General features: G+C 43.6%; 11 protein-coding genes. 7 read left to right on the top strand and 4 right to left on the bottom strand.

The window, feature by feature from the left end; translation table 11 throughout:
- Positions 1-8: 8 nt before the first annotated feature.
- The 3 genes from EZV76_RS05045 to EZV76_RS05035 all read right to left on the bottom strand — a co-directional run bounded on the left by EZV76_RS05045 (position 9) and on the right by EZV76_RS05035 (position 5,418).
- Positions 9-1,229 (bottom strand): TolC family protein, encoded by a 1,221-nt coding sequence (locus EZV76_RS05045; RefSeq protein WP_136565473.1) that lies wholly within the window; start codon positions 1,227-1,229, stop codon positions 9-11.
- Positions 1,226-4,963 carry an efflux RND transporter permease subunit gene (locus tag EZV76_RS05040; RefSeq protein WP_136565472.1) on the bottom strand — a complete coding sequence of 1,246 codons (3,738 nt, stop codon included), beginning with the start codon at positions 4,961-4,963 and terminating at the stop codon, positions 1,226-1,228. Before EZV76_RS05040 ends, EZV76_RS05045 begins: the two co-directional genes overlap by 4 nt.
- A 92-nt stretch (positions 4,964-5,055) precedes the next feature.
- On the bottom strand, positions 5,056-5,418 hold the full coding sequence (locus EZV76_RS05035) for an HYC_CC_PP family protein (protein ID WP_236640859.1): 363 nt from the start codon (positions 5,416-5,418) through the stop codon (positions 5,056-5,058).
- A 155-nt stretch (positions 5,419-5,573) separates the two neighbouring features.
- Here EZV76_RS05035 and EZV76_RS05030 point away from each other — a divergent pair, with 155 nt between their 5' ends.
- The 7 genes from EZV76_RS05030 to rodA all read left to right on the top strand — a co-directional run bounded on the left by EZV76_RS05030 (position 5,574) and on the right by rodA (position 13,299).
- Complete coding sequence (locus EZV76_RS05030) at positions 5,574-6,026, top strand: XrtF-associated fRMsr-like GAF protein (protein WP_116217558.1); 453 nt, start codon at positions 5,574-5,576, stop codon at positions 6,024-6,026.
- 90 nt (positions 6,027-6,116) lie between these two features.
- The gene (purH, locus tag EZV76_RS05025) at positions 6,117-7,649 is read left to right on the top strand and encodes a bifunctional phosphoribosylaminoimidazolecarboxamide formyltransferase/IMP cyclohydrolase (protein WP_136565470.1); all 1,533 of its coding nucleotides are present in this window, start codon (positions 6,117-6,119) and stop codon (positions 7,647-7,649) included.
- A gap of 55 nt (positions 7,650-7,704) precedes the next feature.
- A complete protein-coding gene (locus EZV76_RS05020) occupies positions 7,705-8,733 on the top strand; it encodes a rod shape-determining protein (protein ID WP_116216229.1) in 1,029 nt (342 codons plus the stop codon).
- A 53-nt stretch (positions 8,734-8,786) separates the two neighbouring features.
- Complete coding sequence (gene mreC, locus EZV76_RS05015; protein WP_136565469.1) at positions 8,787-9,602, top strand: rod shape-determining protein MreC; 816 nt, start codon at positions 8,787-8,789, stop codon at positions 9,600-9,602.
- Positions 9,595-10,101, top strand: a complete 507-nt coding sequence (locus EZV76_RS05010; RefSeq protein ID WP_136565468.1) for a rod shape-determining protein MreD — start codon at positions 9,595-9,597, stop codon at positions 10,099-10,101. Before mreC ends, EZV76_RS05010 begins: the two co-directional genes overlap by 8 nt.
- Before the next feature lie 56 nt (positions 10,102-10,157).
- On the top strand, positions 10,158-12,026 hold the full coding sequence (locus EZV76_RS05005) for a peptidoglycan D,D-transpeptidase FtsI family protein (RefSeq protein WP_136565467.1): 1,869 nt from the start codon (positions 10,158-10,160) through the stop codon (positions 12,024-12,026).
- Positions 12,016-13,299 (top strand): rod shape-determining protein RodA, encoded by a 1,284-nt coding sequence (gene rodA / locus EZV76_RS05000; protein WP_136565466.1) that lies wholly within the window; start codon positions 12,016-12,018, stop codon positions 13,297-13,299. Before EZV76_RS05005 ends, rodA begins: the two co-directional genes overlap by 11 nt.
- On the opposite strand, the gene EZV76_RS04995 is transcribed toward rodA, so the two are convergent.
- Entirely contained in the window at positions 13,296-14,099 is an 804-nt protein-coding gene (locus EZV76_RS04995; protein WP_136565465.1) for a DNA/RNA non-specific endonuclease, read from the bottom strand. The genes rodA and EZV76_RS04995 overlap by 4 nt on opposite strands.
- Positions 14,100-14,101 lie beyond the last annotated feature (2 nt).

Genomic DNA, 14,101 nt, shown 5'->3' with positions numbered 1-14,101 from the left:
AAATTAAATTACTTGTTGATTACATAATTGATCAAGGCAGATTGCACATAGTACATCTGCACAGATTGTATTTGATTGAGTTGAAATTTCAATTGCAACTCCTGAATGTCCAGTACATCATTGAAATCAATGGTGCCTGTTTCATAATTTTTGATGAGGATTTCCTCGGCATCCTTGGCCTGATCCATATTTTTAGCCTGAATGGAATAAGCAATCCGGGCCTCGTTACGCTGTGAAAGCGCTTTGGCAAACGTATTTTCCAATACATTCAAACGTTCTTGTTTTTGCAGCTCGATCTCTTGTTGGCGCATTTGGTTTTGTTTGGTCACGGACTTGAACTTATTGTTGAAAATGGGAATGGAAAGGGTGACCATGGGCATTACAATGTCCTTGCCATTGTCACTAAAGCTCATATCGGGCCGTTCCGAAACGGTCACATAGTCCAATCCAAATCCGAGACTAGGGGCATTCTCCTTTTGGTTGAGCAGTTCGGATTGCACCACAGATTCGTACAATTGATCGTACTTGAGGAGTTCAGGGTTCAGGGTCAATGCTTCCTTTTCAAGAATGGGGTCTTCCTCCGGAATACCCATTTCGTCTACCACCTCAATCGAAATGCTCTCATCCCGATTCAATAGGTTATTGAACACGGCCTGTTCCGCTAGGTATTGTTGCTGCAATACTTCTCTTTGCTGTTGAAGTTCGTTCTGTCTTATTTGAAGTTTGAGCACATCCACTGCCGAAGCCTTTCCCACTTCCACTGAAGTAAGGGCCAAGCGTTCATAGGTTTTGAGCAAAGCAATATTCTCATCGAGTTTGTCCTGGGTAGCCTGCAATGCGTACAATCGGTAATAGGATTGGGTCACGGACAATGCCAATTTACGTTTGGCTATGGCAATTTCCACATACTCGGTCTCCGCCATAGAACTGGCATAGTTTTCACGGGCCGTAATGGTCCCAAACCAGGGCAGCATCTGTGATACTGAAAATTTGGCCCGCTGTGGACCGGTCCGTGTTTCGGGTTCGCTCACAAAATAACCCGCGCCTAGGGTCGTGTTGGGTAAGGTGTTCACCTCATCCACCTTCTCCTTGGCAATGTTGTACCGCAGCTCCAAAGCCTGGATCAATGGATTGTTCTGCTCCGCTTCCTGAAGATACAGTTCCAATGTCTGCGCATTCATTCCAACCGTCAAAAGGGCAAATGCCATAAAAATGAGATTCTTTTTCATCGATTTTGCGTTTTAAGTTGCCACTCGCTTTTCCAACTGAACAATACGGGCACTACGAATAGGGTGATCAATGCGATCAGCATTCCCCCAAAACTGGGAATGGCCATGGGAATCATGATATCGCTTCCCCTTCCGGTGCTGGTCAATACGGGCAAAAGGGCCAAAATGGTAGTCGCCGTGGTCATCAAACAGGGTCTAATACGCTTCTCCCCAGCTTCCAAAACTGATTCCCTGATGGCTTCCAAGGAGGTAGGGGTATTTTTCTGAAAGGTCTGCGTTAAATAGGTGGCCATGACTACACCGTCGTCCGTAGCAATTCCAAAAAGGGCAATGAACCCGACCCACACCGCAACACTCAGATTAATGGGATGCATTTGAAACAGATCCCGTAGATTTTCACCGAAAAAACTGAAGTTCAAGAACCAATCCTGACCGTATAGCCATATCATTAAAAATCCTCCGGCAAAGGCCACGGCAATTCCCGTGAACACCATCAAGGAAGTGGCCACTGATCGAAATTGGAAATATAGGATGAGGAAAATGATCAATAGGGCCAAAGGCACCACAACGGACAATGTCTTTTCTGCCCGTAGCTGGTTTTCATAGGTCCCCGTGAACTGATAGCTGATCCCTTTGGGTACCACCAGCGCACCACTATCAATTTTTTCCAGAATCTTGGCTTGGGCATTTTCCACCACATCCACTTCGGCAAAACCATCCAGCTTATCAAAAAGTACATAGCCCACCAAAAAGGTATCTTCACTTTTAATGACCTGCGGACCTTGTTCGTATTTTATGGTGACCAATTCGCTCAACGGAACGGGGTTGCCCTTTTCCACGGGCACATAAATATTGCCTATATCGGTTGGATTTCCCCGGAGTTCCCTTGGATAGCGCACCCGAACCCCATAACGTTCCCTTCCTTCAACGGTTTGGGTCAAGGTCATACCGCCAATGGCCACCTCAAGAATTTGCTGTACATCTTCAATGACCACGCCGTATCGCACCAATTTTTCACGGTCTATATCAATCAATAAATAGGGTTTGCCCACAATACGATCGGCGAAGACAGCCTCATCCTTTACCCCATCAGCTTCTTTGAGGATGGACTCCAACTGCAATCCAAACGCCTCGATTTCCTTCAAATCCTGTCCTTTGACCTTGATTCCCATAGGAGCGCGCATCCCAGTCTGAAGCATCACCAAACGGGTTTCAATGGGTTGTAATTTGGGAGCCGAAGTAATCCCTGGCAATCGGGTCACCCCTACAATTTCATTCCAGATGTCATCCGGGTTTTTGATTTCTGGACGCCAGTTCCTAAAATATTCCCCATCGGAATCAGGGGTCAGCAACTTCCTGTTAATCCGCAATGGTTCACTTACATGGGAATTTGCATAATTGGTCTCATTCTGAACTTTGAGATTGGGATTGGCGGCCACTTTTCCGTTCTTCAACACAAAATACCCATCTTCATTTACCTTAAAACGCTGCGGGGAGCCTGATTCATTTTTTTCATATTCGGAGCGGTACTGAATCATATTTTCGTACATGGAAAGAGGAGCAGGATCCAAGGCCGATTCGGTCCTTCCCGATTTTCCCACCACAGTTTCAATCTCCGGGATCGTGGCCACGGCCATATCCAACTGCTGCAACACCCTTTTGTTTTCCTCTACCCCGGCATGAGGGAGCGAGGTGGGCATCAACAGAAAAGAGCCTTCGTTAAGGGAGGGCATAAATTCTTGACCTGTGTTTCGCATGATCAAAAACCCGAAGACCACAATCACTGTAGGAATTGAAAGAAACAGTAGTTTGTTCTCCAATGCCCACAACAAAATCCGATGGTAATATTTTCGGAACAGATAAAACACTCCCAACAGTACCCCACAAATCAACCCCACAAAGATAAGGTTGATGGCTATGCTCCTATCAAAACCAAGGGGCCGCCAATAGGTCGCTAATAAAAATAGTATGGTAGTGATGCAGAGGACCACATTGAGCCATGTAACATCCTTTTCAGACACCAACTTTTTCAATCTTAAAATGCCCAAAACTCCAAAAGCCACCAAGGTCAGGCCAAGCCATTGTCCAAAAACAACCGCTACAACACCCAAGGTTATAAGCGCACCATTCCAAATGTATTTTAGGAGAGGCCCCTGCGGTTTTCTTTTGAAAATGATGGCTGCAAAAGGGGGTATTATGAACAAAGCAACAATTACGGAAGCTGCCAAGGCCATAGTCTTGGTAAATGCCAGTGGACGGAACAATTTCCCCTCTGCCCCTACCATGGTAAATACTGGAATGAAACTGATAATCGTGGTCAGTACGGCGGTCAATATGGCTCCAGAGACTTCCGATGTGGCATTGTAGACCACGGTGTTTATGGGTAGGTTTTGGGTGTTCTCATCCCTGTGCCGAATAATATTCTCGGAAAGGATAACCCCAACATCGACCATGGTGCCAATGGCGATGGCAATTCCGGAAAGAGCCACGATATTTGCATCCACCCCAAACAGTTTCATTGAAATGAAGACCATGAGTACCGCTACGGGCAATAGTCCTGAAATCAATAAAGACGCCCTCAGGTTGAAGACCATCACCACAATCACCAAAATGGTGATCAGTATTTCCAAGGTCAATGCTTCATTTAACGTGCCCAAGGTTTCTTGGATGAGTTCCGTGCGGTCATAAAATGGCACAATGGTCAACTGCGATGTAGTACCATCCTTTAATTCCTTGGACGGCAATCCGGCGCTGAGCTCCTTTATTTTTTCCTTTACATTGTTGATCACCTCCAAGGGGTTGGCCCCATATCGTGCCACAACAGCACCACCGACCACCTCGGCACCTTCCTTGTCCAAAATACCCCTTCGAACAGCAGGTCCCAAGGATACATGGGCCACATCCTGTACTCTTATGGAGGTATACTCGGTTGAAGTGACCACGGCATCCTTAATATCTTCCAAGGATTTGATGTACCCCAGTCCACGGACCAAATATTCTGCCTTGTTGATTTCCAAGGTCTGAGCGCCAATATCCCGATTGCTCTGCTTTATGGCCTTTACCACTTGATCCAATCCAATATTGTACTGTTTGAGCAATTCTGGATTTACATCAATTTGGTATTCCTGCACAAATCCACCAATGGAAGCGACTTCTGAAACCCCACTGGCCGATGACAGGGCATACTTTACATAGTAATCCTGAACACTTCGCAGTTCCTGCAAATCCCATCCGCCGGTAACATTGCCTTCTTCGTCCCGTCCTTCCAAAGTGTACCAGAAAATTTGTCCCAAGGCAGTGGCATCGGGACCCAATGCCGGATTTACCCCACTGGGCAAAAGATTATTGGGCAGAGAATTCAGTTTTTCCAGAATACGGCTCCGGCTCCAATAAAATTCCACATCTTCCTCAAAAATGATATAGATACTGGACAGTCCGAACATGGACGAACTCCGTATGGTCTTTACTCCCGGGATACCCAACAACGAAGTGGTCAACGGATAGGTGACCTGGTCTTCCATATCCTGGGGTGACCGCCCGGGCCACTGGGTAAATACAATCTGTTGGTTTTCTCCAATGTCGGGGATAGCATCCACTGCGACAGGGTTCTTGGGAAGAAATCCGGTATCCCAGTCAAATGGAACGTTCACCGTACCCCATCCTACAAATAGGATTAGGAGTAAAACGGCCACTAATTTGTTCTCTATGAGAAATTTGATGCTTTTGTTCAGCATATAGGTTTGATTTAAACAATTGGATCAAGAAAAAAGTGCATAAAAGGGCACGCCCAACCACAAGGGGTCGGGTACAATCAACCAATGTTAAATCAAATGAGGAAAGTCTGATGCAGTACTTGAACGTCCTGTATCAGTGGGGGTGGGGCGTAGTCCCTAAAAGCATTGACTTCGTCCACATTGTCTTCAAAAAGATAAAAATAGGAATGGACAAAGCTTACCAAAAACAGCTGTTGTCCTACACTAAAATCATCAAAGGAGATTTTTAGGTCATCCTGACCTTGAACCGTAAACGATTCTTCATCACAGCAAGATTTTTCCATCTCCATGTCCATACCGCAATCATCCGCATGGGCAAAAAAGGAAATATCCTGAACTTTACCCATACAAATATGCTTGTCCACGGTCCAAGAAACCGTTGAAGCCAAGACCAAAAGGGCCATTGCAGATGACATGATTTGATGAAAAACCTGTTTCATTTCCCTACAAAACTACAAAATTTGATGATTTATTGTTTTGTTTAACAGAAGTTTAAAAATACGGACCCGTAAGTTTATGGCTTTGCATCGGACAAACCCCCTATTCCATACCTTTGCAAAAAAATAGATGTATGTTGGCAACCCTTCAACCCAAAGTACTTTCCATCATAACCGATGATTCCAAAACCGTGGACACCCGCTTGGGTGAAATTTGTGAATTATTGCGCAGTAAAGTGCCCTATTACGATTGGGTGGGGTTTTACTTCAGAAACGGGGATAAAGAAGAATTAAAATTGGGTCCTTACGCAGGTGCACCCACGGACCACACCATTATCCCTTTTGGTAAGGGAATTTGTGGGCAAGTTGCGGTGAGCAACCAGAATTTTGTGGTTCCCGATGTGGCCGCACAGGACAACTACATTGCCTGTAGCATAACCGTAAAAGCTGAAATTGTGGTTCCCTTGTTTGTGAATGGGGAAAATGTGGGGCAAATCGATATCGATTCCAACACCCCGGACCCCTTTTCCGAGGAGGATGAGCGGTTTTTGGAATTCATCAACAAAAAAGTGGCTGAAATTCTGTAAAACTCCTCCATTTTGTTGATAACCCATTCTGCTTTTTAGCAACAAAACAAGTACTTTTGTGGGCTTAAGAAATTGATTTTTAAGACACCCATGAAGACTGCCAAAAAAGCCTCTGCTGCACTGATTTCCGTATTCCACAAAGATGGTTTGGAGCCCATCGTTAAAAAATTGGATGAACTCGGCGTAACCCTCTATTCCACAGGAGGAACCGAAACGTTTATCCGCAATCTGGGTATTGATGTGGTACCCGTGGAAGACGTTACCAGCTATCCTTCCATTCTAGGTGGACGGGTGAAGACATTGCACCCCAAAGTGTTCGGCGGCATTTTAAACAGACAGGACAACGAAAGTGACGTGGCCCAAATGCAAGAATTTGACATTCCCCAGTTGGACATTGTCATCGTGGACCTCTACCCTTTTGAAAAAACCGTGGCCAGTGGCGCCTCGGAACAAGATATTATTGAGAAAATAGACATCGGGGGTATCTCCTTGATCAGGGCCGCTGCCAAAAACTTCAAAGATGTACTTTGTGTTTCTTCCATGGAGGATTATGAAGACTTCCTAAATGTTATTTCCGAAGGAAACGGCACCACCACCTTGGAAGACCGGAAGCGTTTTGCTGCTAAAGCGTTCAACGTTTCATCACATTATGACACGGCCATTTTCAACTATTTCAATGCGGAAAAGGAAGAAACCGTACTCAAAATCAGTGAAGCCAAAGGACAAGTGTTACGCTATGGGGAAAACCCTCATCAAAAAGGATTCTTCTTTGGAGATTTTGATGCGATGTTCACCAAACTGCACGGCAAGGAGCTATCTTACAACAACCTTTTGGATGTGGATGCCGCAGTAAACCTGATGGGAGAATTTGTGAATGATGACCCCACTTTTGCCATTTTAAAACACAACAATGCCTGTGGCCTTGCCACCCGAAGCACCATCAAGCAAGCTTATGTGGATGCCTTGGCCGGTGACCCGGTCTCAGCTTTTGGTGGTATTTTGATTTCCAATGTTGAAATTGATGCTGAAACCGCAGCGGAGATCCACAACCTGTTCTGCGAAGTGGTCATTGCACCGAGCTATTCCGATGAGGCGTTGGAAATCCTAAAAGGAAAAAAGAACCGCATCATCCTTGTTCAAAACCAAGTAAGCCTGCCAGAGACTTTAGTCCGCACTTGCTTGAATGGATTTTTGGTACAGGACAAGGATTCCAAAACCGATTCCAAAGAAGACTTGAATCCTGTTACAGATAAAAAACCAACTTTAGAAGAAATCGAAGATTTGATTTTCGCTTCCAAATTATGCAAGCATACCAAGAGCAATACCATTGTTTTGGCCAAGAACAAACAACTGTGCGCCAGTGGAACAGGTCAAACATCCCGTGTGGATGCACTGAACCAGGCCATCCATAAAGCAGGGTCGTTCAATTTCGATTTAGAGGGTGCCGTAATGGCCAGTGATGCCTTTTTCCCTTTCCCAGATTGTGTTGAAATTGCGGACAAGGCGGGCATTAAAAGTGTCATCCAACCAGGAGGGTCCATCAAAGATCAATTGAGCATTGATTATTGCAATGAAAATGGAATGGCCATGGTAATGACGGGCACAAGGCATTTTAAACATTAATTTTAGTACATTAGCCGGTAATTTTTTACCGTTAATCCGAAAATAAACGCTTTTTATGGGATTTTTTGATTTCATGACCGAGGAAATTGCCATTGACCTTGGTACTGCAAATACCCTGATCATCCACTTGGATAAAGTGGTTGTGGACAGCCCTTCCATTGTGGCAAGGGATCGCGTGTCCGGAAAAATCATCGCGGTGGGGCGCGAAGCCAACATGATGCAGGGGAAAACCCATGAAAACATAAAGACCATACGGCCTTTGAAAGACGGGGTAATCGCAGACTTTGATGCCTCGGAAAAGATGATCAATATGTTCATCAAAAACATTCCAGCTCTAAAGAAAAAATGGTTCCCGCCTGCATTGCGAATGGTCATTTGCATCCCTTCCGGTATCACCGAAGTGGAAATGCGTGCGGTTAGGGAATCTGCGGAAAGGGTAAACGGCAAGGAAGTATACCTTATCCATGAACCCATGGCAGCGGCTATTGGTATTGGATTGGATATTATGCAACCCAAAGGAAACATGATCGTGGATATTGGTGGGGGTACCACCGAGATTGCGGTAATTGCCTTGGGGGGTATTGTCTGTGATAAATCAGTGAAAATTGCAGGTGACGTGTTCACCAACGACATTATTTATTACATGCGCACCCAGCACAACCTCTATGTAGGGGAGACCACCGCTGAAGCCATTAAAATAGAGATTGGATCGGCCACTGAGGACCTCAAGTCGCCCCCAGAGGATAAATCCATTCAAGGACGGGACTTGTTGACCGGGAAGCCAAAACAGGTACAGGTATCTTATCGCGAAATCGCCAAAGCCTTGGACAAAAGTATTCTACGGGTAGAGGATGCGGTAATGGAAACCTTATCGCAAACCCCTCCAGAACTTGCAGCCGATATCTATAACACTGGTATTTATTTGGCCGGGGGCGGTTCCATGTTAAGAGGATTGGACAGAAGACTTTCCCAAAAAACGGATTTGCCGGTGTATATAGCCGAAGACCCCTTGCGAGCCGTTGTTCGTGGAACTGGAATAGCCCTTAAAAATTTAGAGCGCTACAAGAGCATCTTGATTAAATAATTTGCGAACTCCGCTTGCTTTTGGCGTTCGAACTTTTATAACGATACGATTGCATGCAACGGATCATTAATTTTGTTTTACGCTACAGAAATGCTTTTCTCTATGGCTTTCTTGCGATTATTTCGTTAATCATTACGGTTCGTTCGCATTCCTATCACCAATCCAAGTTTTTCAATTCTTCCAAATGGTTGACCGGCAATATTTATGGCTCAGCCGCAGATGTTTCATCTTACTTTGGTCTAAGGGAAGAAAACAATAGGCTTGTGAAGGAAAATGAGCGTTTGCGCAAATTACTGTTCAATATGAAGGTTGATAGTTCCCAACAACTGGATTCCTCTTTTGTTGCCTACGAAGTCCTGAGTGCAAAACTCATCAAGAATAGTTATACTTCCCCAAGAAATTACATTACCATCAACAAGGGAAGAAATCAAGGTGTTAAACAGGATATGGGCGTCATCACCACAAAAGGCATATTGGGCATTGTTGAAAATGTATCCTCAAATTTTGCCACCGTGCAGAGCGTTCTAAACACCAAGTCCAACATCAACGCCAAGATCAAACATTCAGAATATTTTGGCTCACTGGTATGGACTGCTGAGGATTATACCATGGCCCAGTTGATAGACATCCCCAGATTGGTCCCGTTGGTTGTGGGCGATACCATTGTCACCGGCGGTATGTCCAGTATTTTTCCAGAGAACATCCCTATAGGTACCATCAAAAAATATGACCTTAACACGGCCGGAAGCTTTTACAATATAGATGTTGAGCTTTTTAACGATATGGCCAACATAAAGAATGTATATCTCATAGAAAACAAGAGCAGAGAAGAAATTAAAACACTGGAAGCACGTACCACAAATGAATAATTCTGTATTGCTAAATGGTTTTAGGTTTGTATTGTTGATTTTGGCCCAAGTGCTGATTTTCAACAATCTCAGCTTTATGGGAAGCATCAATCCATTTGTGTATGTAATTTTCTTTTACTGGTACCCCATTAAAGGAAACCGCACCTTCTTCATGCTAATTTCCTTTTTGTTGGGATTCATTATTGATATCTTTTCGGACACCATGGCATTACATTCCATTGCATCTTTGACCGTGGCCTATGCAAGACCTGTGGTGATGCGATTCTGTTTTGGGGTCAATTATGAGTTTCAGAATTTTAGCTTTAAAAACACCACAAAAATTCAACGTGTTGCTTTTTTGGCCTTGCTGATATTGATTCATCAAGTTGTTTTCTTTTCGCTGGAAATTTTAAGTTTTACCCACATCCTTTTAATTTTGAAGAAAGTTTTTGGCACAGGTATCGTAACTTTAGTATTATGCACACTATTCAGTTCTCTTTTTAGTCCAAAAACTGAATAAAAAAGGCAATGCTACGTTGAACTATTGAAGGGTCAAAGCTTTAAATCAAATTGTCCATGAAAAAACTGCTACTATCATCCGTGATTGTGTTAATAGGGTTTACCTTTATTGGTAGGCTTTCCTATTTGCAGCTTTTTCGTTTTTCTCCCGATCAAATATTGGATGATCCCGCCATCAAAAAAATCTATGACTATCCTGAACGGGGATATATCTATGATCGAAATGGGGAACTCATGGTGGGCAATCAGCCTGCTTATGATGTCATGGTGATTCCTCGGGAAGTAAAGCCTTTGGACACTCTGGAATTCTGTGGCCTTTTGGGAATTGAAAAAACCGTCTTTACAGACCGTATGCAGAAGGCCCGGACCTATTCTCCAAGACTTCCATCGGTTTTGGTACCCCAGCTCTCCAAGGAGGACTATGCCAAGTTACAGGAAAAAATGAGGCATTATGCCGGGTTCTATATTCAAAAACGTTCCTTGCGCTATTATGCCACCAATAGTGCTGCCAATGTATTGGGGTACATTAGTGAGGTAAATGAATGGGAACTCAAAAACAATCCCAACTATGTGGCCGGTGAACTAAAAGGACATACAGGGATTGAAAAACAATATGAAGAGGTTTTAAGGGGTCGCAAAGGGGTAAAACACATTCAGAAAGACCGTTTTAACCGTGATATTGGCCCTTACAAAAGTGGAAAACTGGACACACTTCCCGAACAAGGAAAGGAAATCCATATTACTTTGGACAAAAAACTTCAGGAATATGGAGAACGGTTGATGCACGGAAAGCATGGGGGCATTGTTGCCATAGAACCCAAGTCTGGTGAGATTTTGGCCATGATTTCCGGCCCTACCTACAACCCGGCGCTATTGGTAGGCAGACAGCGCTCCAAAAACTACAGTAAACTACACTACGATACTATTTCCAAACCTACGTGGGACCGTTCCATTTTGGCGCAGCCTTCTCCCGGTTCCCCCTTTAAAACCTTGAATGCACTTGTTGGTCTTCAAGAAGGGGTAATAGATGAAGACACAAAGGTTAGATGTTATCATGGTTTTTATGTTGGAAATACCTTGAGAGGTTGTCATTGTGGGGGCGGGGTCAGAAACATGAATTCAGGAATCCAACAATCCTGTAATGCCTATTTTGCCGGTGTCTTCAGAAAGATATATGATAAATATCGTACCACTGATGAAGCTATGGACGCTTGGGAAAAGCATATGAAGAGTTTTGGTCTGGGCAATTTTTTAGGTACAGATCTACCAACAGGTGCTCCCGGTCGTATTCCGGACAAATCGTATTACGATAAATGGTATGGTGATGGTAGATGGGCCGCATCCACAATTATCTCCAATTCCATAGGGCAAGGAGAAATTGCTGCCACTCCCCTGCAATTGGCCAACATGACTGCTGCCATTGCCAATCGCGGTTATTTTTATACTCCCCATGTCATAAAAAGTATTGGAAATTCAGGATCCATTGATCCAAAATTCACAGAACCCCATTATACCACCATAGAACGAAAACACTTTGAACCCGTAATTAAAGGTATGGCCAACGTATACAAATACGGAACTGCGAGGTGGATACAAATTCCTGGTGTTGAAATTGCTGGAAAGACAGGTACCGTTGAAAATTTTATCCGGGTGGATGGTCAACGTATGCAACTTACGGACCATTCAGTTTTTGTGGCCTTTGCCCCAGTGGAAAACCCACAGATTGCAATAGCCGTATATATTGAAAATGGGTACTACGGAGCGCGTTATGCAGGTCATATTGCCTCCCTCTTGATTGAAAAATATATCAAAGGTGAAATTACCCGGAAAGATCTGGAGAAACGTATGCTGGAAAAAACCTTGGAGCACGAATATGCCAAACCATACAGTGGGGAACCTTTCAAGATAAATGAATATGTCTGGTAGGGGACTCTTTGGAAGAATAGATTGGATTACCATTATTCTTTACGCACTTTTGGTATTTATAGGATGGATCAACATATATTCCACATCACTCGCAGACCAAAGCACCTCCGTTTTTGATTTCACCACTCTTTATGGCAAGCAGCTTTATTTTATTGGACTTTCGCTATTGGGTATCATATTGGTCCTCTTTGTGGAATCAAACTTTTTTGAGCGATTCGCTTCCATTTTTTATGTAGTATCCCTTGTGTTACTGCTTGGACTTTTTGTATTTGGAAAGACGATTGCTGGAGCAACGTCATGGTACAATCTTGGTTTTTTTAACCTGCAACCTTCTGAGCTGGCCAAAGTGGCAACAGCACTAGCTCTGGCAAAGTTTTTAAGTGACATTCAAACAGATATTAGAACGCGGAAGCACCAAATGTATGCTTTGGTCATTATCTTGCTTCCTGCTTTTTTAATTCTTCCTCAACCAGACCCTGGAAGTGCCCTGATTTATTTTTCATTTTTTTTCGTGTTGTTTCGCGAGGGGTTTCCTTTGTATTATCTGGGCATATTGTTGTTCATAGTGGCCCTTTTTGTTACTACCCTGATGTTCGGAACGGTCTGGGTCACCATAGGAATGGTGGTTCTTACCCTGTTGGTCTATACGTTTAAAAAAGCATCCGTTAAAATTCCCTTATTGCCGGTACTGGGCGTCATTGTAGTTTCCACCCTTTTTTCACTTTCGGTGAATTTTGTATATGAAAATGTGTTCGAACAGCGCCACCGAGATCGTTTTGCCCTTTGGCTAGGTCTGGAAAAAGACGAAGACAAGCTGGAAGAAATACGAAAGACCATCGGGTACAACACCTATCAATCTGAAAAGGCCATAGAATCAGGTGGTTTTTTTGGAAAAGGTTTCTTGGAAGGCACCAGAACAAAGGGGGATTTTGTCCCTGAACAACATACAGATTACATTTTTAGTTCTGTTGGAGAAGAATGGGGGTTTTTGGGAACTGCAACCGTTGTATTACTATTTTCTGTTTTCTTTTTACGGTTGATTTATATTGCGGAGCGGCAAAAAAGTGATTTTAGCCGAATGTACGGTTATGGTGTAATTTCCATCTTGGTATTCCATTATTTCATCAATATTGGTATGGTAATTGGCCTGCTGCCCACAATCGGTGTTCCACTGCCCTTTTTTAGTTATGGAGGCTCCGGACTTATATTCTTCACCATGCTACTCTTTATCTTTCTGAAACTGGATTCCAACCGTTTGAAGGATGGTATTTAAAAATCCCAACCGGTAGTGCTCACTATATGCTCATGGGCATCTTGCCATGTTTTTGGTTGTTTTTCAAAAAAATCGATTCCAGTTTTTTCTTCCAGTACTTCAACGGGAACCAAAAAGGTATCTAGAGAAGCGTTACTCTCTACATTGGGAATCAAAAAAGCGAGAACAGGTCTCATCGAGTTCTTTTCGGTATTGAGCACAATCTTATAGAACGCTCTAGGTACATCTACATCTTCCTCACCAATTTCATCCAAATCATTTTCCAAAACACCCCCAGTGACCACAAATAAATCTCCATATTTCTTACACCACTGCCTTACTTGTTGCTCCAAACGGTTCCAGACCCCGGCATTAAAATCTCTATCCTGTGGGCTTATGTTACTGGTATAAAAGGTCTCGTTATAGGCATATTCCGAAAAACGTCTGTCTCCGGCAGGACATAAGTGTCCACGATCATACCCAGAACCTCTATAATTTCTCCAATCTGCCGATTTGGTTTGTACCTTGGGGTCTTCTATAAAGTAAGGACGTTCTCTGTCATCGTAGGTCAAATGCTCCTTTTTTAGTTCGTAGGCCACCCATTCTGCCTGCTCATGGGGCTCACTATAGGAAAGGACAAAATTTTGATGAAAAACAATATCTCCAGTGGTTGAACGTGGTAATAAGTTTGAGTCTTCCAAAACAACATCAGTCGCTTCTACGGGATTTGTATATGTGGCCGGAGTATAAAAATTTTCAAATACCCAAAAGCCGATTATACAAGCCGCAAAAAGCACTGCGAATATTGTTTTATTTCTCATAT

The organism is Flagellimonas alvinocaridis (genome assembly GCF_004916895.1).
Taxonomy (GTDB): domain Bacteria; phylum Bacteroidota; class Bacteroidia; order Flavobacteriales; family Flavobacteriaceae; genus Flagellimonas; species Flagellimonas alvinocaridis.
Note: the sequence above shows the minus strand (reverse complement) of the source record. Positions and strands in the feature narration are given on the sequence as shown.

Bases quoted from the DNA above. Each gene is read 5' to 3' on its own strand.
- mreC (WP_136565469.1), top strand. From the start codon at position 8,787: ATGCAACGGATCATTAATTTTGTTTTACGCTACAGAAATGCTTTTCTC.
- EZV76_RS05040 (WP_136565472.1), bottom strand. From the start codon at position 4,963: ATGCTGAACAAAAGCATCAAATTTCTCATAGAGAACAAATTAGTGGCC.
- EZV76_RS04995 (WP_136565465.1), bottom strand. From the start codon at position 14,099: ATGAGAAATAAAACAATATTCGCAGTGCTTTTTGCGGCTTGTATAATC.
- EZV76_RS05010 (WP_136565468.1), top strand. From the start codon at position 9,595: ATGAATAATTCTGTATTGCTAAATGGTTTTAGGTTTGTATTGTTGATT.
- EZV76_RS05035 (WP_236640859.1), bottom strand. From the start codon at position 5,418: ATGTCATCTGCAATGGCCCTTTTGGTCTTGGCTTCAACGGTTTCTTGG.
- purH (WP_136565470.1), top strand. From the start codon at position 6,117: ATGAAGACTGCCAAAAAAGCCTCTGCTGCACTGATTTCCGTATTCCAC.
- EZV76_RS05020 (WP_116216229.1), top strand. From the start codon at position 7,705: ATGGGATTTTTTGATTTCATGACCGAGGAAATTGCCATTGACCTTGGT.
- EZV76_RS05030 (WP_116217558.1), top strand. From the start codon at position 5,574: ATGTTGGCAACCCTTCAACCCAAAGTACTTTCCATCATAACCGATGAT.
- rodA (WP_136565466.1), top strand. From the start codon at position 12,016: ATGTCTGGTAGGGGACTCTTTGGAAGAATAGATTGGATTACCATTATT.
- EZV76_RS05005 (WP_136565467.1), top strand. From the start codon at position 10,158: ATGAAAAAACTGCTACTATCATCCGTGATTGTGTTAATAGGGTTTACC.
- EZV76_RS05045 (WP_136565473.1), bottom strand. From the start codon at position 1,229: ATGAAAAAGAATCTCATTTTTATGGCATTTGCCCTTTTGACGGTTGGA.